Origin of the sequence: Actinomyces sp. Z16 (assembly GCF_003111765.1) — a bacterium.
In the GTDB taxonomy this organism is placed as follows: domain Bacteria; phylum Actinomycetota; class Actinomycetes; order Actinomycetales; family Actinomycetaceae; genus Actinomyces; species Actinomyces glycerinitolerans.
The window spans coordinates 2,117,878-2,138,393 of sequence record NZ_CP027862.1 but is presented as its reverse complement, the minus strand read 5'-3'; the positions used below and the strand labels follow the sequence as shown (position 1 = coordinate 2,138,393).

Here is a 20,516-nt window from a genome sequence, read left to right as displayed (position 1 = left end):
TGCGCGTCGTCATGGCTGAACCCGCCAGTTTGGAGCCACTTATCGGTACACTTGGGCAGGTCGCGGCGTAGTACGGCTGTTGCGGTTCTCGTTAGGGACTCGCTGCCAGGAGCTGTAGGAGTCAGCGAAGTAGGTCACTACCCCGTGGCACGCCTGGACGCGCTCATCAGCAGCCACGGGCCGCTGTCCGACCCCCACGCGCAGGTGGATCGAGTAGTCCGAAGCCCGCCGCCCGTGGGCGTGGCCGCGGCGCCGGTGGGCGGGTGCCAGGCGGCCGGACAGCTGGGCTGCACGTGGACGGGTGGCGTCAATCCAGGGGTAGATGGTCTCCGGGCCGGCCAGCATCCGCTCATCGTCGCGGCGGTCCAGCCTCAAGCGGCCACTGGTGCGTCGCAGCCGACAATGCGACAATGCGAGCGTATCGAGCGTCACGCCGTGTACGCCGACCGTCTGTAAATCCTGAGTTCCTGGACCTGAGAGAGATCGTTGTGGACCTTCGCGAAACCATGATATTGATACGTGCTAAAAATGATGATGGCGCGACGTATGAAGACAAGACAAGCTCTATTGTCGCGAGGTGGCGTCAAGGAGAGGCGACAATTGTACAGTTCGCCGGATCGGGCAAGGAATATGGGTACCTAGACAAATACGATCGTTTACGGGAGCTTTCCAGGGTTGGGAGCAGGATTATCGATGAAGAGTCAATTGTTATTGCTAAAGGGGATGTTGTCCATGGGGTGAACGAGGTGGTTTGGTTTTCCGATGGATCGCAAAAGTACGCGCGGCTATTCATGAGAAAGAAAGACGGTGGTGAACGTTGTCAGACATACCCGTCTGAAGCTGTTCAAGTGATCGACTCCGCAACTCGGGTGCCCTTCGCTTCTGCCATTATGTCCCATTGGCGCTCAGTCGTGTCTTCGCTGAAAGCCGATGATCCGCTAATGCGGTCGTATGGGAGCTTCAAATTCATCCACCCTAGCAGTGCGCTTGCCTGTTACCTTGAAGGGGTGAAATTCGAGGTCACCTCGGACAATTGGAAGTCGTCCAGAGTAGGCCGGGGCACGGAGCCGCTCCAGAATGCCGCAGAAACAATTGTTCCGTTCGACTCCAATCTGAGCCAGCAAGACGCCCTACGTCGGGCGCTCAGATCGCGAGTATCAGTAATTGAGGGACCTCCGGGGACCGGCAAAACTGAGACGATACTCAACATCGTTGCGAATATCGTTGCCGACGGGAAGAGTGTCGGGGTTGTTTCCTTCAACAACGCGGCGGTAGAAAATGTGAGTGAAAAGCTTACGAGGTTTGGCCTTGGGTTTGTGGCTGCGGACCTCGGGCGCAAGAGTAAAAGGGATGCATTCTTCGCCCGCCAGGGGGAATTGTGTACTCAAATTGCTGAGTACTTGTCCTCGCCATTGCCTCCGCGGCCTGTTGATGGAGAGATTTCCGCGCTTGACGCATATCTAAACGCCTTGTTCGAGAGCAGTCGTGGTCTTGCGCAGGACCAATCGCAACTTGCAGCTCTCGAACTTGAGCGGCAACACTTCGAACAGCTGGCGGCGGCGCAGCGACTTCCTGATCTTAAGTCTTTGCCATTACTGCACAAGTCCGCCGATCGGATTCTTGATTACCTTGTCGAGAATGGAAATGTTCTGCCCGGCGAGGGAAGGGTTAGGAAACTTGGGCGGCTGGTTCGCAACTATTTCAGATATGGGCCCACTAAGAGTATTGATCCCGGCGATGCAGACACGGTGATCGCAATCGAGCGCGGGTGGTACAGAGCGAAAGTCGAAGAGATTCGGCGCCGAGTGACGACTGCGCAAGCCGAACTAGAACGCGCGGATTTTCTCGGGCTGCAGGCAAGGCGTAAGGAATTGTCTCAAGCTGCTCTACGACATGCGCTTCAGGGGCGCTATGGCACACGACGGCCAAGAGAGTTCAGCCCGGATACCTATCGAAGGAAAGGCGAGTTTCGGCAGTTCATTCATCAACATCCCGTGATCTTGTCGACTTGCCATTCATTACGCGCGTGTTTGCCGGAGGGATTCCTCCTGGACTATCTTATCGTGGATGAGTCGTCACAGGTCGGCTTACTGCCCGCGGCGTTGGCCCTCTCATGTGCGCGTCAAGTTGTGGTGGTGGGTGACCTTAAACAACTTCCAGATATCCTGCCGGATGTCTCTGAGGAGCGCGTATCCCCGGCGCCGAGTCCGGCGTATGATCCGCGGTCTCATAGTCTTCTATCATCGGTGATTGCAGTGTTCGGTGAGTCCGTGCCGCGAACCCTCCTGCGGGAGCATTACCGTTGCGATCCGGACATTATTGGGTTCTGTAACGCCATGTTTTATGACGATCAACTTATTTCCATGCCGACAGGTGCTAGGTGGAAGGAACCGTTGATGTTGATCCGCCTGGCTGAGGGCAATCACATGCGCCACTACCGCTCAGGTGGCAACTCAAGCCAGCGTGAGGCCGAGGTGATCGCCAGGGAGATACTGGCTCCGTTGCCAATGGAAGCCCGCGATGGAGGCCATATCGGTGTAATTACGCCGTATCGCAGGCAGGTTGACAAGATTACTCGTGCGATTGCGGAGCAGACAAGCGTGCAGGTAGAGTACGCCAATCAACCGCGCGCGGATACGGTTCATAAGTTCCAAGGGCGCGAGAAGGACATCATCGTTCTCAGCCCGGTAGTTGATGACTCCAGGGATGGGCATCGGGCGACGCCATTCGCGGATGATCCACACCTGATAAACGTGGCGGTGTCGCGTGCAAGGCGCCGTTTTGTGCTAGTCATTGACAGCTCATTCCTCCCTCGTAGCAAGAACCTGAGAAGTTTGGCGGGGTGGATGCGGTACCACAGGCCGGTGCCTGAAGATGAATATACACAGAGTAAAGTGTTATCAGTGTTCGATTTGCTTTACAGTGAGTATTCCGATCGTTTGAGGGGCCTGCGGAGTCGGGTGACATTGCGATCGCGTTATTTGTCTGAGAACATTATATGGACAGTCCTGGATGAGTTGCTGGCGGAAGATAAGTATTCGCGCCTGCATCTTGCTAGTCAGGTTCCGCTCAAAGAAGTTCTCGGTCCAGGGGCTGAGCTGACAGAAGAGGAGCGGGAGTATATTCGGCGTGCGTCGTTCGACTTTGTGTTGGGCGACAGTATTACGAAAGAGGTCCTTCTTGCGATTGAAGTGGACGGTTTCGCCTATCATGAGGATGACCCGCGGCAAACGGCGCGTGATGAACTTAAGAACGCTGTCTGTGACCGTAATGGTATTGCGCTCTTGCGTTTGCCGACGACTGGCAGTGACGAGCGTGAGAAGCTGCGTCAGGCGCTGGATGCAGTTTTGCCGGGGTAGACGAACACGGCCGCGATGGGGCGTGTGGGGTTCAGTGGCACCATGACGCGAGTTGGCGCCGTCAGGTCCGAGAAAGCTGAACGCACCCACGCTGTCGACGTCCGGGGCAGGTCCAGCGCGCCCTGAGCCTTGGTTGACGGGTGCAGTTCGGCAGGGGAAAGCAGCCCATGCACCACATTAGGTGAAGCGCTCGTTCGGCCTCTGAGACCGTGGTCTGCGACGTTACCGCGCCTGGTACGGCGGTCCCCTGACTCGTGCCAGTTTAGTGCCCTGCGGTGTTTAGGTTGTTGAGGATTTGCTGTGCGGTCTGGGTGGTCTGGGGTTGGGCGGTGATGTGGTGGCCGTTGATGGTGATGGTGACTTCTTGGAGGGGCCGCAGTTCGCGGACGAGCCGTTTGATGCTCACACCGGTGGCGGCTTGTAGGTGGCGGGCGACGGCCAGGGATGCCATCACCACGGTGAGATGGGCCTGGATGGCGTCGTGGGTGTGGTGGAAGACGGGCCTGGCCCGCAGGTCGTGCTTGGACATGCGGAATGACTGCTCCACGTGCCACAGCTCGTGATATGAGGCGATCACTTCACTGGCGGGCATCACCGTGGCGGGGATGTTGCTCACGTAGCCCTTGAGCCCCGCCAGCCGCTTAGCGCGGGCTAGAGCCTTCTCATCCAGGACCTGGTCGCCCTTACGGGTGGTGACGAACCGGGTGCCCTTGGGGCGCCTGTGGCCGGCGACCACCGCCCGAGCCCGGTTCTCCTGCGCGGTCAGGGTCTTGCTGGTGCCGGGCGAACCGCCTGGCGCTGTAAGCCCAGATCGCGCGCCACGAGCCCGGAAACTCCACTGGGCTCCAGACGGGCTCATCGCGGACGTTCCGGTCGCGTTCGGTGCTGGTGGCACCTTTACGTGGGGTGATGGTGTCGATCACCTGCCCGTCGGCCAAGGCGTCCCCATGCCAGCGGAAATGGGCGGCCAGGTCCGCCGGCGCCTTGGTCATGCGGGACCCCACGATGAACCCCAAGCCGGCCTGGTCGAGCGCTTGAAGGTTGGCCGCGGAGAGCATGCCGGCATCGGCCACCACCACCAGGTGCTCAATCCCGGATGCCTCCCGGAACTCCTGGATCATGGGGATCAACGTGCTGGTCTCGGCCTTGTTGCCCTCCCAGCAGCCGACACGTAGTGGGAAGCCCTTCCGGTCCACCAGCAGCCCCACGATGACCTGCGGGTCCACCCGCCGCTCCTTGGAATAGCCCACCCGCCGTAGGTCGTCTTCCTTCTCCGCCTCGAAGTACAGGGTCGTCACGTCGTATAGGCACAGGGACAGGTCGCCGCGGCCGGTGACGTGCCGCAGGCAGGCGGCCGCGATCCGCTCTCGCCACTGGCGGCCCGCGCAGCGGGACAGCGAGCGGAACAAGGACGCCCGCGACACGCTGCCCACCCCCAACTCACTGATTACACGGGGTACCTGCTCCTTACTGGTGGGCTCGACCAGACGGGCCAGCACCATCTGCATAAACCCCTCATCCCCACCAGTAGCCTCACCCAGCCCCAGGGCCTCGTAGGCCGCACACAGGACATCCCACAGCAGAGCCGAGCGCTGCCCGACGACTACCGCCTGCGCGGCCTGGCCGGCGGCCTGAGGTGTCAGGCCGGCCAGGTCCAGCACGCCCTGGCCGCCCCGGATCTTCTCCCTGCCGGCCTGAACCAGGGCCGCCAGCTCCGCCTCACCCGTGGGCTGAGCCCAGGTGCTCCACAATCCGGCGCACACCGTGCTCCTTAGCCACGATCTGCACAGCCGTAGCCCCCGACGCGGTACGCACCTTCCGAATAAACGGGCTCACACGCCATCACTCTACAGGCCACCGGATTAGTGCCCCACAACCACCAACCCAACCACGCCACACCAACGAAAAACCACGATCCCGACGTCATGTCACCAAAAGTGGCACGAGTCAGGTCTGAGACCGTGGTCTGCGACGTTACCGCGCCTGGTACGGCGGTCCGTTCTGCATCTTGCCACGCCGCTGGCGTGGCGGCCTCCACAGTGTTTCGGCGGGACATGCAACGTGTCGATTTGGCATCCTGGAGTTATGAGCACAGGTATGCTCGGTTATGGAGCACCCCAGAACAACGGCTACGGAAACACCGGCCAGGGATACGGCTATGGCGCGTCGCAGCCCGGCGCCTCCGGACCGTACGGTTCCATGCCCCCGGTCCCGCCCACCCTCACGATTGGTGACGGGCTGTCCTGGGCGTGGTCCCGCATCACCGACAACGCTGTGGTCCTGCTGGTCGGCTTTGGCATCTGGACGATCCTCGCCGGCGTCGGGGTGCAGGCGAGCTACACGGTCGACGGCGTCGAGCACAGCTACGGCCTGGGAATCCCCGGCGGCAACGTCATCTCTCTGGCTGCCATGTTGGTCGGTCCCATCGCCACGGCGCATGTGGGGCTACTAACATCCTCCGGTCGCAAGGCGAGCTTCGGCGACTTCTTCACCTTCCCGAACTTCCTGCAGGCCTTCCTTGCCATGCTCCTCTCGGGCCTGGCCACCGTGATCGGCTCCATCTTCCTGATCGTTCCCGGCATCATCCTGTACTACCTGTTCACCTTCGTCAGGTTTGCAGCGGTCGAGCACCACCTGGATGCCATCGCCGCCATGCGCCACTCGATGCGCCTGCTGTCGGCCAACGTCGGCGTGCTGCTGCCGTTCGCGCTGATCGGTTTCCTCCTGACCGTCGCCGGAACCGTCACCGTCATCGGCTGGATCGTCACCGTTCCCCTGGTCGCTCTAATGACCACCTACGCCTACGTGCGCGTCCAGGGACGCGACGTGGCCCGCTACCCGAGCCAGGGCTGACCCGCGTCGACGGCGGTGTGCGGCGTCGTCGGCCCTCACCGGGGTCGGAGCCCGGCGTGCTTCCGGTCACCTTGTGCCCGGGACACACCGATGTCTCGCGATATGGGACGGATATCGTCATAGGGTGAAGCTAGCGTCGTCGCATCTTTGATGGGGCGACGAGCACGCCTGCCCCGAACTGAGGAGTCTCACGTGGAGTTGCAGTGGTGGTCCATACTGCCCTTCGTTGTCATGCTGGCATCGATCGCGGTCCTGCCGCTCGTGCCGGCAACGTCCCATTGGTGGGAGAAGAACTCCCACCAACTGCTGGTCGCCCTCGTCCTGGGACTGCCCGTCGCGGTCTGGATGCTGGTGGCCATTGGCTGGGAGCCCGTATTCGCCTCCGTGGTGGAGTACATCCAGTTCATCTCTCTGCTACTGGCGCTGTTCGTGGTCTCGGGCGGCATATTCCTCAGGGGTGACATTCAGGCGACCCCCCGCAACAACACCATCTTCCTGGCGATAGGTGCGCTGCTGGCCAGCTTCGTCGGCACCACCGGTGCCGCCATGCTGCTGATCCGTCCGCTGCTGAACACCAACCGCGAGCGCGAGTACCGGGTCCACACCGTCCTGTTCACCATCTTCATGGTCGCCAACTGTGGCGGCCTGTTGACCCCGCTCGGCGATCCGCCGCTGTTCCTGGGCTTCCTACGTGGCGTCCCCTTCACTTGGACGTTCAACCTCGCCGTCGAGTGGCTGTTCGTCAACGCCATGCTGCTGTCCATCTACTTCGCCCTGGACTCCTGGTACTACTCGCAGGAGCCCGCCGCCGACATCCTGGCCGACAAGACGGACATCGAGCCCCTCGGCCTGCGCGGCGCCAATAACCTGATCTGGTTCGTGGTCATCATCGCCGCCGTCGCCTTCGCCCCCTCCATCGACGCCGAGGCCATAGAGGAGGGGCACGCCACCGTCATGGACTGGATCCCGCTTCGGGAGATGATCATGCTCGCCGCGGCCGCCGCCTCCTTCAAGTTCGGCGACAAGCGCGCCCGTTTCGAGGATAACCAGTTCGAGTGGGGGCCGATTGCCGAGGTGGCCGCGCTGTTCATCGGCATCTTCCTGACCATGATTCCGGCCCTGCGCTACCTGGATGAAGTCGCCGGCAGCCTGCCGCTGAACGAGATCACCTTCTTCGTGTTCACTGGCGGCCTGTCCTCCCTACTGGACAACGCCCCCACCTACGCGACCTTCTTCGAGATGGCCGGTCAGATCCCTCACCCCGGCGGGGCCACGGTTGCCGGCGTGCCCGAGTTGTACCTGCGCTCCATCTCGCTTGGCGCGGTCCTGTGCGGCGCCCTGACCTACATCGGCAACGGCCCGAACTTCATGGTCAAGTCCGTCGCCGAGGCGCGCGACGTCGAGATGCCGTCCTTCGGCGGCTACATCGGCCGCTCCTTCATGTACCTGGTGCCCGTGCTGGCCGCCATGGTCCTGCTGTTCATCGCCAACCCGCTGTGGGCCAAGCTCCTCGGCGTCGTGCTGGTAGTCGTGCTGCTGGCCAACAATGTCCGGCTGCTGCGCTCCAGCCGCCGCCTGGCGCTGGCGGACGCCTGACGACGGCGCTCACCGCCGCCGATACGAGCGGGCCGGCCCCGGACACCCGCAGGTGTCCGGGCCCCTCGTATTTGTCCGTCTCACATCTATCGGGCCGGCCATATCTACCGATCTCGGCACGTAACTTCTACCGATCTCGGCGAGTTGTGCCGGGCAGCCGGGGGGCTCTCCTCAGGAGGCGGCCCGCTCGGTGACCCAGGCGATGAAGTTCTCCTCACCGGTGCCGGTCAACTCGGCCATGGTGTGCCCCTGGCCCCAGATGGTCGCGAAGTCCACCGACTGGCCGACCGCCTGCAGCGCCAGTGCCAGGTTCACCTCCACCGTGCTGGCCGTGTCGCCCTGGGTGATACCGGTGCGGATGCGCCAGTTCGGTGCCACCGTCGAGGTGCCTGCGCCCTCGTAGGCGGTGGACAGGAAGTACATCGGGTTGTACATGTGCTCGCGGGTCAGCACATCGACGCCGAGCGCGTCGGTCTGCGCAAAGTCCGAGTCGTACTCGGAAGAGCCGTACTCGTCAGACCAGTTGGTCAGGGACGCATAGGCGTCCTGGTTGGCAGCGATCACGTCGCGGGAGAGCTCGGAGAAGTGCATCGCCGTCTGCCCGACCCCGAGGACCGTGTTCTCCGTCTGACCGCGGTCGACGCCGTCGAGCGCGCCCACGTCCTTGGTCGCCGCCTTCTGGCTGGTGACGAAGCCCTCCAGGCCGGTGATCGTGGCCGTGTTGGTCGAGGAGTCGTAGGAGACCCACTCCACGTCCTCATTCAGGGCCGCGATGTAGTCCTCCACCGTCTCGTAGGTGACCGACTCGGAGGAATCCGCCGAGGAGCCCTCCCCGGGGCCGCCCGCGCCGGCGGTGGCGCCGTCTCCGTCCGGGCCGCCGTCGGCGAGGGCACCCTGCGTGCCCTCGCCGACGGGCGCGCTGTCTGGGGCGCCGGAGGGGAGCCCGGAGGTGCTGTCGGCTGAGTCGCCTGGACCGCCCTCAGGCGCGCCGGAGCCGCCCTGGGCCTCCATACCGGCCATCTCGGTGGCGTTGGGCGTGTAAGGGAACTCGGTGGTGGACAGGAAGTCGTTCAGGGACTGCTCGACCACCGCGACCATGTGGTTGTAGTAGGAGCCGGCCAGGTACTGCCCGTCCGCGGACTCCTGAAGGGTCAGGGTGCTGCCGTCGGAGTCGACCAGGCCCAGGCCGTTGAGGTAGCTGGCGTAGGCGGCGGCCAGGTTCTTGGAGTACGCCTCCGTCCAGGTGCCCTCCTCGCGGGTGCCGGTGGTGGCGAACTGGCCCATGTTCCACTCGTAAGCGGCGTTGGCGGCATCCAGGCTGGTGATCGGGCACCAGCACATGGCCCCCGCGATCGCGTCCGACAGTGCCTTGCCGTCGGCGTCGGTGGTGGCCGCGCCGAGCGCCTCCAGGTAGGGGGTGTATAGCGCGGAGTCGCCGGAGGCTCCCATTACGGCGGACTGGGCGCCGCCGCCGGAGTGGCCGAACACGAAGATCTGCTCCGGGTCGCCGGGTAGGGCGGAGGTGTTGTAGCGCAGGTACCGGACGGCGGCCTTCAGGTCGGTCACACCCCAGGGCGCGTTGCCGGGGGCGGCGTCGGTGGTGGAGTCCTTGCCGCGCAGCCCCGCCTGTACGTAGATGAAGCCGGCCTCCATGTAGGCAGACACCGTGTCGTAGGAGTACTCGCCGGGCGGCTGCTGGGCGGCGTAGCCCGGGGTGTTGACCGGCAGCACGATCGGCGCCGTCGTGGCCGTCCAGTCGCCCACCGCGCCGTCGGAGGCGACCTCGGCGGTGAAGGTGCCGTCCCCGTTGTCGGTGGCGGACATGTAGGCGCCGGGCACGAAGACGCCAAGGGCCTCGTAGCTGGTGTCCTGGGGGGAGGCCACGTAGGACAGTCCCAGCTGGTAGTACACGTCGCCGTCGGCGTCATAGCTCCAGGCCGCCGGGTTGAGCGCCAGGTCGGTGCTGGTGGTGGAGGCGGCTGGGGAGCCCGAGGTATTGGTCGAACTGCCGGAGTCGTTGGAGCAAGCAGCCAGTCCCGCGACGCCGAGTAGCGTCGCCACCGGCACCGCGCGCATGACGGTGCGTCGTGAGAGGATCATCGTTGGATTCCTTCCAGTTGATGTCAGGGTGACAGACAGGATGCAACCGGTGCCGTCTGAGCGTAACCCGGGAGTCTTGCTGTGAGTCGCTTGTGAGGTTGCCGGGCTCGTGCGGAGACGGCCATGCCCAGTGGCAGGTGCCACTTCTACCGATCTGGGCACGTAACTACTACCGATCTCGGCGTTTGAGGGTGGGGCAGGAGCGAGGAGGGCGCGTCATCAGCGGGTGCCGGGGGCGGTAACGAAGTCGATCAACTCTTCCATGCGGCCCAGCAGACTCGGCTCCAGATCCTTGTAGGAGCGCACCGTCGCCAGAATCCGCTGCCAGCCGCGGGCGATATCCGCCTGGTCGGCATGCGGCCACCCCAGCGCCTCCAGGGTGCCGTGCTTGATGTCGGTGCCGCGGGGAATCTCCGGCCAAGCCTGCAGGCCCACGCGGGCGGGCCGCACCGCCTGCCACACATCCACATACGGGTGCCCCAGGATCAGCACGTTCTCGCCGCCGGGCATGGCCCGCACCTGCTCGGCTATGCGCGACTCCTTCGAGCCGGGCACCAGGTGGTCCACGAGCACTCCCGCCCGCCGCTGAGACGAGGGACCGAAGGCGGCCATGACCTCCTCGAGGTTGTCGACGCCGTCCAGCATGAGCACCACCACGCCCTCATGGCGCAGGTCATCACCCCACACCTTCTCCACCAGCTCGGCGTCGTGCTTGCCCTCTACCCAGATGCGCGAGGCCCGCGCCACCCGGGCCCGCTCGCCCTCGACGACATAGGAGCCCGAGGCGGTCAGCCTGCGTCCGCCGGCGCTGACCGGACCGGCGGGGGGACGCCTGCGCGGGGCCGGCGGGTCCACGATCACGGGCCGGCCCTCCAGCCAGAAGCCCGGCCCGAGTGGGAAGGCGCGGTGCACGCCCCGCCGATCCTCCAGCACCACCAGGTGCTTGCCGCCGGACTTCTCCACGGCCACCGCCGCCCCCACGAAGCCGGTCTGGCGGTCCTCGAGCACCATGCCGCGCGTGAGGGCCACATGCACCGACTCCGGGCGCACCGCCGTCGGGCCCACTCGGTGGGGGTCCACCGCCAGCACATCCCCGCCGTAACGGTTGTCGGCCGAAGGGCGCGCGGGCGGGGGAGCGGCGGCCTTCCGGCCCCCACGCCCCGCCGCGGAACGCCCGGAAGCCGCGGCCGCTCGGGCCGCACCCTCCGGGGCGCCGCTGCGACGTGCGGCGGCCTGCTGGCGGGCGGCCTGTTCCCGCAGGGCCCGACGGCGTGCCGCCGTCGCCCCGGGCACGACGCCGCGGGCGTTGGAAGTGGACTGGGAGCCGGAACGGCGGGAGGGTGGCGTGTTCACTCTGGGCACGGTAGGGGAAGGTCACGCCGTCGGCCCTGATTGCCGGCCGCGGCGCGGCGTAGGATGGCACTCGCGCCCCGGGAGTGCTAACGGCGTCGGCCGGCCCGGTGACGCCTGAACCGGCGGCCGGGCGTCGCGTCGCCCCGTGCGCGCATCGCAGACGAGAAGGGAGGGCCCCATGTCGGACGATCGCCGTCTGAAGGTGCTGTCCGCCATCGTCACCGACTACGTGCGCACCCGCGAGCCGGTCGGCTCACGCGCCCTGGTGGAGCGCTACCGGCTGGGCGTCTCCCCGGCCACCATCCGCAACGACATGGCCACCCTGGAGGACGAGGGCTACATCCACCAGCCGCACACCAGTGCCGGTCGCGTCCCCACCGAGAAGGGCTACCGCCGCTTCGTCGATGAGGTGGCCCGCATCAAGCCCCTCTCCGCCCCCGAGCGGGCCGCCATCAACGCCCTGCTGTCCGGCGCCGTCGACCTGGAGCAGGTGGTCGCCCGCACCGTGCGCGCGCTCGCCCAACTGACCGGCCAGCTGGCGGTCGTCGAGTACCCGAGTCTGCGCCGCACCACCCTGCGTCACCTCGAACTGGTGGCCCTCGGCCCCACCCGCCTGCTCATGGTCATCATCACCGACACCGGCCGCGTCGAGCAGCGCACCGTCGGCCTGTCCGGGCGCGGCCCCGACGGGCTGGTGGACCCGGCCGTCCTGGAGCGGCTGCGCCTGCGGCTGAACACCGCCCTGGTCGGCCGCCGCGCCGTCGAGGTGGTCCCGGTGCTCGCCGCCCTGGCCGAGCAGGCGCCCGCCGACGAGCGCGCCGTGCTGGCCGCCGTCACCGACGAGCTGATCGCCGCTCTGCGGCCCGACGCCGAGGAGCGCATCGTCGTCGCCGGCACCGCCAACCTCGCCCGCTCCCTGGACTTCACCGCCATCGGCACGCTCCTGGACGCGGTTGAGGAACAAGTGGTGCTGCTGCGCCTGTTCACCTCCGAGGACGCCGCCCACCGCGACGACGCCGACGACACCGGAACCACCGTGCGCATCGGCTCGGAGACCCACGAGGACGCCCTGGCGGAGGCCTCGGTCGTCTCCGCCGCCTACGGCCCCGGGGACGCCGTCGCCCACCTGGGCGTAATCGGCCCCACCCGCATGGACTATCCGGCCACCATGGCGGCCGTGCGCGCGGTCGCCCGCTACCTGTCCCGGTTCCTGACCGGGACGGAGGGCAGCGCGCCGGGCTGACCCGCCCACCGAGAATCCGACACCACCCCACCACGAAGGAACACCAGCAAGCGTGAGCGACTACTACGACGTCCTCGGCGTCACCCGCCAGGCCACGGCCGAGGAGATCAAGAAGGCCTACCGCAAGAAGGCCCGCCAGCTGCACCCCGACGTCGCCGGTCCGGGGCACGAGGACGAGTTCAAGAAGGTCTCCGCCGCCTACGAGGTCCTGTCCGACTCCGAGAAGCGGAAGATGTACGACCTGGGCGGTGAGGACGCCCTGCACGGCAACAACGGCTTCGGCGGTGGCTTCACCGGTGACTTCGGCAGCTTCTCCGACTTGTTCCAGCAGGCCTTCTTCGGCGGCGCAGCCTCCCGCGGCCCGGCGTCCCGCACCCGCCGAGGCCAGGACTCGCTACTGGCCGTGGACGTGGACCTTGCCGACGTCGTCTTCGGCACCACCAAGACCGTCACCATGGACACCTACGTCGTGTGCGACACGTGCAACGGGTCCTGCTGCGCCCCCGGCACCTCGCCGGTCACCTGTGCCGAGTGCAACGGCCAGGGCTCGGTCCAGCGCATGCAGCGCTCCCTGCTCGGCAACGTGGTCACCTCCATGCCCTGCCCGCGCTGCCAGGGGTACGGCACCGTCATCGCCTCCCCCTGCAAGGACTGCGACGGTGAGGGCCGCAAGCACGTGCGCACCCCGATCGACATCAACATTCCCGCCGGCGTGTCAACCGGAACCCGCATCCGCATGGGCGGGCGCGGCGAGGCCGGGCCCGCCGGCGGCCCCAACGGCGACCTGTACGTGGAGATCCACGAGAGGGAGCACGAGGCCTTCACCCGCGAGGGCGACGACCTGTACACCGAGCTGCGCGTGCCCATGACCGCCGCCGCCCTCGGCGCCTCCTTCCCGCTGGAGACCTTCGACGGCGAGCGCAATGTCTCCGTGCGCGCCGGCACCCAGGGCGGGGACGAGATCGTCCTGTCCGGCCTCGGCGTGGGGCGGCTGCGCCGCCCCGGCCGCGGCGACCTGCGCGTGCAGATCGTGGTGGAGACCCCCACCCGCCTGAACGACCGGCAGCGCGAGCTGCTGACGGAGCTGGCCTCCCTGCGCGGTGAGGACGGCTACGCCGCCCCCAAGGACGAGTCCATGATGGGCAAGCTGAAGGAGAAGCTGTCCGGCCGCTGACGGGTCTGCCGACACGGACGCGATGCGGGCGGCGCCTCCCGGGCCGCCCGCATCGGGCTACTCGGCGCCGTTGGCGGGCCAGTACAGCGAATCCGGGGTGGGGCGCGCACCGAAGATCGCCTGCCCCACGCGCACACACGTGGAACCGCCCGCAATGGCCAGCTCGAAGTCACCGCTCATGCCCATGGACAGTTGCCCATCGCCGACCGTGCCCGCTTGCAGCCCGGCGTCGCGCAGGGTGCGCATGATGCGGAAGCACTCGCGGATGCGGTCGGCGTCGTCGGTGTGGGCGGCCAGCGTCATCAGGCCGCGCACCCGCAGCGCCGAGTAGGCCGGCAGGGCCGCCAGGAAGTCGGCGACGGCGTCCGGCTCCAGGCCGAACTTGGAGGCCTCTCCGGAGGAGTTGACCTGCACGTACACGTCCAGGCCGCGCCCGGCCGCCTGCAGCCGCCGATCCAGGGCCTCGGCCACGCGCAGGGAGTCCAGGGCCTGGAACTCGTCGGCGAAGGCCGCCACGTCCTTGGCCTTGTTGGTCTGCAGGTGGCCGATCAGCGCCCAGTGGATGCCCAGGTCGGCCAGGTTCGCCGCCTTCCGCTTGGCCTCCTGCACCTTGTTCTCACCCATTTGAGTGATGCCGGCGGCCCAGGCGGCCCGCAGGCGCTCCTCCGGCACCGTCTTGGACACCGGCAGCAGCCGAATCTCGGCGGGGTCCCGGCCGGCGGCACGGGCGGCGGCGTCGATGCGGGCGCGCACGGCGGCCAGGTTGCGGCGGAAGTCCTCCACGGTGGTGGCCGTGGGGGCGCTGGACGGCTGCGCGGCGGGTTCGGAGCCGGCGGCAGGCGGTGCGGTGGACGGTTGGGGGACGGGAGGGACGACGGATCGGTCATGTTCCGTGACGCTAGCACCGCGGCACTGACCCGTCCGGAACCGTACCCTGTAAGTGTGACTGCACCCGTCTTCCTCATCACACCCGAAACGCTCGAACCCACCGGGGCGGCCACCACCGCCACGCCCGGGGCCCGACTCACACTGACCGGTCCGGAGGCGCATCACGCGGTCTCCGTGCGGCGCCTGCATCCGGGAGAGCGGGTCGACCTGGTGGACGGACGGGGCCTGCGCCTGGTGTGCGAGGTGACCGACGCGGCCGCCGACGGTGGACGGCGGGAGCGCCTGGGCGTGCAGGTCGTGCAGCGGATCCAGGAGCCCGACGCGGGGCTGAAACTGGTGCTGGTGCAGGCGCTGGCCAAGGGCGGGCGCGACGAGCAGGCGATCGAGACCGCCACCGAGGTGGGTGCGGATCTGGTGGTGCCCTGGTGGGCCGAGCGCTGCGTTGCGGTGTGGCGCGGCGTGAAGGCGACCCGCGGGCGCCAGCGCTGGCAGGCCGCCGCCCGCGAGGCCGCCAAGCAGTCGCGGCGGGCACGCGTGCCCGAGATCGCGGAGCTGCTCACCACCGCCGAGCTGTCCGGATGGGTGCGACAGGTGTGCGAGGCCGGCGGGACGGTGCTGGTACTGCACGAGGAGGCGACCAGGCCGATCGGCGACGCGGCGCTGCCGGAGACGCGGGCGGGTGCGGGAGCGTCGGAGGGGGCTGGTACAACCGAAGGCGACCCTCGGGAGGGTGCCGGTGGTGCGGGAGAGGCGCCGGTGCTGGCCGTCGTCGTCGGGCCCGAAGGCGGCATCAGCGACACGGAGGTGGAGGCGCTGGAGGACGCCGGGGCACGCGCCGTGCGCCTGGGGCCGCATGTGCTGCGCACGGCATCGGCCGGACCGGTCGCGCTCGCGGTCCTCGCCCAGCGCACCGGCCTGTGGGGCTGAGACGGGTCTTCAGCGGGGGATGAGTGGCCGAAGCGCTTGTGCGCGGCCTGCTTCGAGACGCCGAGGGCGGCGCCTATCACTGTCCATGACTCACCGGCCGCACGAGCGTCGGCGACGGCGTGAGCCAGGTCTTGTTCCGCATCGATCACGTGTTTTTTCGCGGCGATGATGCGCCGGAAGTGCGTGGCGTCGCGTGATGGCGTGCGTGCCGGGTCGAGAGACTGCAGGCCGGTATCCGGAGAACTGGTCGTAGTCGTAGTTGTTCGCTGCATGGGAATCACTTCAGAAAGACGTAGAACTTCGGCCGTAGACGGTCTGCATGGATTATGCGAGCAGGTGCGGCTGAGGGAACAGCGACCAACTCGAGCAGACTCGAATCCAATGCTGGACCAATCACGAGTAATCGTTCCTCCCCGTCATACTCGTACTCGACCAATCGCAACGCGTTCTCCCAGGCGTGGACGACGTCATCGGCTGAGACACCGTGTTTGAGGGCCGACCGAGTAACCCTCATCCGTCAACCTTACGTTGACGAGTTTGGTTGGTCAAGAGTGCACCACGCGGCGCGCTCCGCCATACCGTTGCGGTACTGATTCGTTGAGGCATCATGCGTACAAGATCGCACGCCCCACTGACACGAATTCGGGCGCATTGCTGGCCTCTGCCGGGAGCGATCTGCGCGCGGCATGGCAGTTGCGCTGGGCTCGCGGGAGCGGGTGGCTTCAGCTTCGGGCCAGTTGTGAGACCCGCTGGGTGGTGACTCCCATAAGGGTGGCGATGTCGCGTAGCGGTAGGCCGTCGGCGCGCAACAGGGTGACGGCGCGGCGTGAGGCGGCTGCCGCGGCCGCACTGGCTTTTGTGGATGCTTGCGCTGCTGCCTTGTACTGTTCTACGGCGTCTACGTAGTTCGCGTTGCGTACCGTGTAGTGCACCTCGAAGTCGTCTGTGGGGCGCCCCGTCATGAGGACGGCGGCATCGGTGACCATCGGGACGACTTCATCGAGACGTCGCGCCTGGGTGGAGTACTCGTGGCCTTCAAGGGTGAAGTCGATCGCCCACCAACCCTCGCAGTAAAGTGCCATGGCTTCAATTCTGGTCATCGTTTGCTCCTCCGTAAGATTGCCCGTGCGGTCATCTCGTTGATCTCCCGGTGGCGGGGGATGGGCTCGCTCCACGTCCCTATGGTTGCCTTGGTGTGCCTTCCGCCCTCGGTGAGTACAAGCTTCTGTCCCTTCTGACGGGCGACCTCCTCCAACTGCCGGATGAGATCTCTGCGCTTCATTATTCAATCCCCCTTTCGGCAAGTAGTCAAGAGGTGTTGCAGGCGGTTCCTTTCGACTCAAGTGTCCGCCAGGGGTACGACACGAATTCGGGCGCATTGCTGCCCTCTGCCGGGAGCGGTCTGCAGGCGCGGCGATACGATGTCGGCGGACCGTGCAGGCGGCGGGGCGGGCGCGCCCGGGCGGCCCGCATATTGACCTTGCTTGCCGCCGGACGTCCAGGAGGAGACCGTGCCCGACACCATGACCGCCCTGCTGCTCGACCGGCCGGCCGGGCCCGACGAGCTCTCCGCAGCCATGCGCCTGGGGCGGCTGCCCTTCCCCGAGCCCGGTCACGGCCAGGTCCGGCTGCGCGTGGAGGCCTGCTCCCTGAACCCCGTGGACTGGAAGGTCGCTCGCGGCGGCAACCCGGCCTGGACCTGGCCCCACGTGCTCGGCCTCGACGTGGCCGGCACCGTCGACGCCCTCGGACCCGGCGTTGCCACTCCCGCCGAGGACGGCGCCACCGCGCTGCGCCCCGATCTCGCCGTCGGCGACACGGTCGCCCTGCACCACGACCTGCGGCGCCCCGGCGGCCTGGCCCAGTACGTCGTCGTCGACGCCCTCGCACTGGCGCACCTGCCGGACGCGGTCTCCGCCACCGACGCCGCCGCCCTGCCCTGCGCCGGCATGACCGCCTACCACGCCCTCACCCGCCGCCTGCGCCTGGCCGCCGGGCAGACCATTCTCATCACCGCCGGGGCCGGGGGAGTGGGCGGCTACGCCGTGCAGATCGCCCACCACCTGGGCGCCCGCGTCGTCGCCACCGCCTCGACCGATAAGGTGCGGGCCGTCCGCGCCCTCGGCGCCGACGAGGTCATCGACTACCGCGCCGCCGGCGATCCCGACGCCGTCGCCGCGGCGGCCCGCGCCCTCACTCCGCAGGGGCGTGGCGTAGACGCCGTGCTCGACACGCTCGACGGCGCCTCCGCCACCGCGAATCTGGGCGCGCTCGCCTTCAACGGCGCCCTGGCGTTCATCGGTGGGTGCCCCGATCTGTCTGCCATGCCGGGATTCACGATCTCGCCCTCGATCCACGAGGTCTCCCTCGGCGCCGCCTACTCCGCGGGCACCGCCCGCGACCGCGCGGACCTGGCGACCATGCTCACCGAGATGCTGGAACTGGTCGCCGCCGGGCGGCTCGACGCCCGCGTGGCCGAGACGGTGCCGCTTGACGCGGTGCCCGCCGCCTACGCCCAACTGGCTCGGGGGCACCAGGCCGGCAAGCTCGTGTGCGACGTGGCCGGGTCGGCGGTGGCGGCGGCCTCCTAAAGTCCGGCGGTAATGAGGACACCGCACGTATCCTTCGACTCGTCAATAGTTGCGCAGGAGGGGCGAGATGGGCACGCGAGGGCGTAGGCGGGCCGGGAGCCCGGACGCCCGGCAGGCGATTCTAGAGGCGGCCCGCGCCGCCTTCGCCCGCGACGGCTACAACGCCTCGCTGCGAGGCATCGCCCGGGCGGCCGGCGTCGACCCCGCCCTGGTGCACCACTACTTCCCGGAGCGCTCGCACCTGTTCGTGGAGGCCGTCTATGACGGGCCGGACGGGCCCGTCATGGATCCGGCCGTTCTGGACGACGTCCGGCGCCTGCCCGCCTCTCGGCAGGGAACCGCCTTGGTGCGCCTGTTCGTGACCCAGTGGGACCGCATGGGGGCGGACCGCTTCGCCGCGGTGGTGCGCGCGGCGCTGGCTCACGAGGGCGTTGTCGCCCGCATACGGGAGCTCGTGGTGGGCGCCCTGGTGACTCCGCTGGTCGAACGTGTGGCTCCCGATCGGGTCCGGCTGCGGTCCCAGCTGATCGCGGGACACCTGGTCGGGTTGGGCATGACGCGCTGGATCGCCCGCCTCGACGCCGTATCCGCCGCAAGCCCGGAGGAGCTCGCGGCCGCCGTGGGTCCGGTGATCCAGCGCTACCTGACCGGTGACCTCGGCGACGCGCACGATGTCCCGGTCGAGGATGCCGGGGCCTTCAAGACCATGGAAGAACCCGAGGAGTAGTCCGCAGTCCTTGCCGGACCGCTGCCGTGCCCCCTATATTCATCGCATGATGAAAAATATTCATCGCATGATGAAAAATGGCTTGGGTGCTGTCGTCGGTCATGCCGATCCGGCCGTCGCGGAGGCTGTCGGCAGTGCGGTACACGTGCGCGGACTGCGGGTGAGCCGCGGCGGCACCGAGATCCTCCACGGCCTGGACCTGGACCTGCGTCCCGGCTCCATCACAGGCCTGCTGGGGCCGTCCGGCTGTGGTAAGACCACCCTGATGCGGGTACTCGTCGGGGTGCAGTGCTACGACGGCGTGGTGAGGGTCCTGGGGGAGCGGCCGGGCACGCCCGCCGTGCGCGGCCGGATCGGATACGTCACCCAGGCGGCGGCCGTGTACAAGGACCTGACCGCCCGCCAGAACCTGCGCTACTTCGCCGCGCTGGCCGGGGCGCGCGCCCGCGACATCGACGAGGTGCTGGACACGGTGGGGCTGACCGAGCTTGCCGACCGGCGCGTGAGTACGTTTTCCGGCGGTGAGACCGGACGGGTTTCGCTCGCCTGCGCCCTGGTGGCCGGCCCGGAACTGCTGGTACTGGATGAGCCGACGGTCGGCCTGGACCCGCTGACCCGGGAGGGGCTGTGGGCCACCTTCCGGGAACTGGCCGATGCGGGCGCCACCCTGCTGATCTCCAGCCACGTCATGGATGAGGCCTTCCACTGCGATCGCGTGCTGCTCATGCGCTCCGGCCGCTTCCTGGCCTCCACGACTGCGGGCGAGCTGCTGGAGCGCACGGGCGCCGACACCCTCGACGCGGCCTTCCTCGACGTCGTCCGGCATGCGGGGCGAACGGAGCAGGGGGAGGGACAGTGATGAACGCGCGCACCTTCGCCGCTACCGTGCGCCGGGTGCTGGCGCAGCTGGCCGCCGACCGGCGCACCCTCGGACTGATCATGGTGGTGCCCGCCGCGCTGCTGACCCTGCTGTACTTCGTCTACTACGACTATCCGCACGGCGAGCAGCTGTTCAACCGGATCGCCGTGGCCATGATGGCGATCCTGCCGATGCTGGTGATGTTCCTGGTCACCAGCGTCACCATGCTGCGTGAGCGCGGCTCCGGCACCCTGGAGCGGCTGTGGACCACTCCGCTGCACCGCGCCGACCTGCTGCTCGGCTATGCCGCCGCCTTCACCGCCACCGCCGTGGGGCAGTCGCTGCTGCTGTGCGCGGTGGCCGCCTGGTGCCTGGGGGTGCAGATCACCGCCCCCTGGGCGTGGGTGATCCTCACCGCGCTGGTCGACGGCTTCCTCGGCGTGGCGCTGGGGCTGTTCGTATCCGCCTTCGCCCGCACCGAGTTCCAGGCCGTCCAGTTCTTCCCCGTGATCATCGGCCCGCAGATCTTCCTGTGCGGGCTGCTGGTGGCCCGCGACCAGCTGCCGCGCGTGCTGGAGCTGTGCAGCAACGTGCTGCCCATGAGCTGGGCCGTCGACGCCGTCGGCGAGCTGAGCACGAGCACCGCGCCGACCACCGCCTTCGCCGCCGACCTGGGGCTGGTGGCCGGGGTGGGGGTGGCGATCCTCGCGGTAGCCGCCCTGACCGTGCCGCGGCGGGTGCGGTGAGGGCGGCGTGGGGGAAGGCAGGCGCGGGCGGCCGGCTATTGCTTGCGCATGTAGGCGATCGTGAACTCCCTGACCTGCCGGAAGTACTGCTGGCGCCGGT

General features: G+C 67.5%; 15 protein-coding genes and 1 pseudogene. 10 read left to right on the top strand and 6 right to left on the bottom strand.

What is annotated here, in order from left to right; translation table 11 throughout:
* Positions 1-39: 39 nt before the first annotated feature.
* Entirely contained in the window at positions 40-375 is a 336-nt protein-coding gene (locus tag C3B71_RS16930) for a hypothetical protein (RefSeq protein ID WP_395994425.1), read from the bottom strand.
* A 113-nt stretch (positions 376-488) separates the two neighbouring features.
* On the opposite strand from C3B71_RS16930, the gene C3B71_RS08860 reads away from it, so the two are divergent.
* Positions 489-3,359 (top strand): AAA domain-containing protein, encoded by a 2,871-nt coding sequence (locus C3B71_RS08860; protein WP_159097668.1) that lies wholly within the window; start codon positions 489-491, stop codon positions 3,357-3,359.
* Positions 3,360-3,621: 262 nt separating this feature from the next.
* Here the strand turns inward: C3B71_RS08860 and C3B71_RS08855 are convergent.
* Positions 3,622-5,195: pseudogene (locus C3B71_RS08855) on the bottom strand (IS1634 family transposase).
* A 249-nt stretch (positions 5,196-5,444) separates the two neighbouring features.
* Between C3B71_RS08855 and C3B71_RS08850 the strand changes: the two are divergent.
* Positions 5,445-6,212 (top strand): hypothetical protein, encoded by a 768-nt coding sequence (locus C3B71_RS08850; protein ID WP_146750809.1) that lies wholly within the window; start codon positions 5,445-5,447, stop codon positions 6,210-6,212.
* A gap of 192 nt (positions 6,213-6,404) precedes the next feature.
* A complete protein-coding gene (locus C3B71_RS08845; protein WP_108967480.1) occupies positions 6,405-7,808 on the top strand; it encodes a sodium:proton antiporter in 1,404 nt (467 codons plus the stop codon).
* Between the two features lie 171 nt (positions 7,809-7,979).
* Here C3B71_RS08845 and C3B71_RS08840 read toward each other — a convergent pair whose 3' ends face one another.
* Positions 7,980-9,908, bottom strand: coding sequence for a subtype A tannase (locus C3B71_RS08840; protein ID WP_108967477.1), 1,929 nt, complete (start codon positions 9,906-9,908; stop codon positions 7,980-7,982).
* A 219-nt stretch (positions 9,909-10,127) separates the two neighbouring features.
* Positions 10,128-11,261: a DUF3097 domain-containing protein gene (locus tag C3B71_RS08835; protein ID WP_396027143.1), complete on the bottom strand. Its 1,134-nt coding sequence runs from the start codon at positions 11,259-11,261 to the stop codon at positions 10,128-10,130.
* A 178-nt stretch (positions 11,262-11,439) separates the two neighbouring features.
* Here C3B71_RS08835 and hrcA point away from each other — a divergent pair, with 178 nt between their 5' ends.
* Both hrcA and dnaJ read left to right on the top strand, forming a co-directional pair.
* Positions 11,440-12,504 (top strand): heat-inducible transcriptional repressor HrcA, encoded by a 1,065-nt coding sequence (gene hrcA / locus C3B71_RS08830; protein WP_108967472.1) that lies wholly within the window; start codon positions 11,440-11,442, stop codon positions 12,502-12,504.
* Between the two features lie 52 nt (positions 12,505-12,556).
* Positions 12,557-13,678, top strand: a complete 1,122-nt coding sequence (gene dnaJ / locus C3B71_RS08825) for a molecular chaperone DnaJ (protein WP_108967470.1) — start codon at positions 12,557-12,559, stop codon at positions 13,676-13,678.
* Between the two features lie 57 nt (positions 13,679-13,735).
* On the opposite strand, the gene C3B71_RS08820 is transcribed toward dnaJ, so the two are convergent.
* On the bottom strand, positions 13,736-14,461 hold the full coding sequence (locus tag C3B71_RS08820) for a YggS family pyridoxal phosphate-dependent enzyme (protein ID WP_108967467.1): 726 nt from the start codon (positions 14,459-14,461) through the stop codon (positions 13,736-13,738).
* A gap of 159 nt (positions 14,462-14,620) precedes the next feature.
* Between C3B71_RS08820 and C3B71_RS08815 the strand changes: the two genes are divergently transcribed.
* Positions 14,621-15,493: a 16S rRNA (uracil(1498)-N(3))-methyltransferase gene (locus tag C3B71_RS08815; protein ID WP_108967465.1), complete on the top strand. Its 873-nt coding sequence runs from the start codon at positions 14,621-14,623 to the stop codon at positions 15,491-15,493.
* Between the two features lie 722 nt (positions 15,494-16,215).
* On the opposite strand, the gene C3B71_RS08800 is transcribed toward C3B71_RS08815, so the two are convergent.
* Entirely contained in the window at positions 16,216-16,593 is a 378-nt protein-coding gene (locus C3B71_RS08800) for a hypothetical protein (protein WP_073331526.1), read from the bottom strand.
* Positions 16,594-17,004: 411 nt separating this feature from the next.
* Here C3B71_RS08800 and C3B71_RS08790 point away from each other — a divergent pair, with 411 nt between their 5' ends.
* The 4 genes from C3B71_RS08790 to C3B71_RS08775 all read left to right on the top strand — a co-directional run bounded on the left by C3B71_RS08790 (position 17,005) and on the right by C3B71_RS08775 (position 20,416).
* Entirely contained in the window at positions 17,005-18,084 is a 1,080-nt protein-coding gene (locus tag C3B71_RS08790) for a zinc-binding dehydrogenase (RefSeq protein WP_083565850.1), read from the top strand.
* A 67-nt stretch (positions 18,085-18,151) separates the two neighbouring features.
* Positions 18,152-18,811, top strand: coding sequence for a TetR/AcrR family transcriptional regulator (locus tag C3B71_RS08785; RefSeq protein WP_108967461.1), 660 nt, complete (start codon positions 18,152-18,154; stop codon positions 18,809-18,811).
* 46 nt (positions 18,812-18,857) lie between these two features.
* Complete coding sequence (locus tag C3B71_RS08780) at positions 18,858-19,670, top strand: ABC transporter ATP-binding protein (RefSeq protein ID WP_234415859.1); 813 nt, start codon at positions 18,858-18,860, stop codon at positions 19,668-19,670.
* Positions 19,670-20,416: an ABC transporter permease gene (locus tag C3B71_RS08775; RefSeq protein WP_108967458.1), complete on the top strand. Its 747-nt coding sequence runs from the start codon at positions 19,670-19,672 to the stop codon at positions 20,414-20,416. Before C3B71_RS08780 ends, C3B71_RS08775 begins: the two co-directional genes overlap by 1 nt.
* Positions 20,417-20,516: the final 100 nt, after the last annotated feature.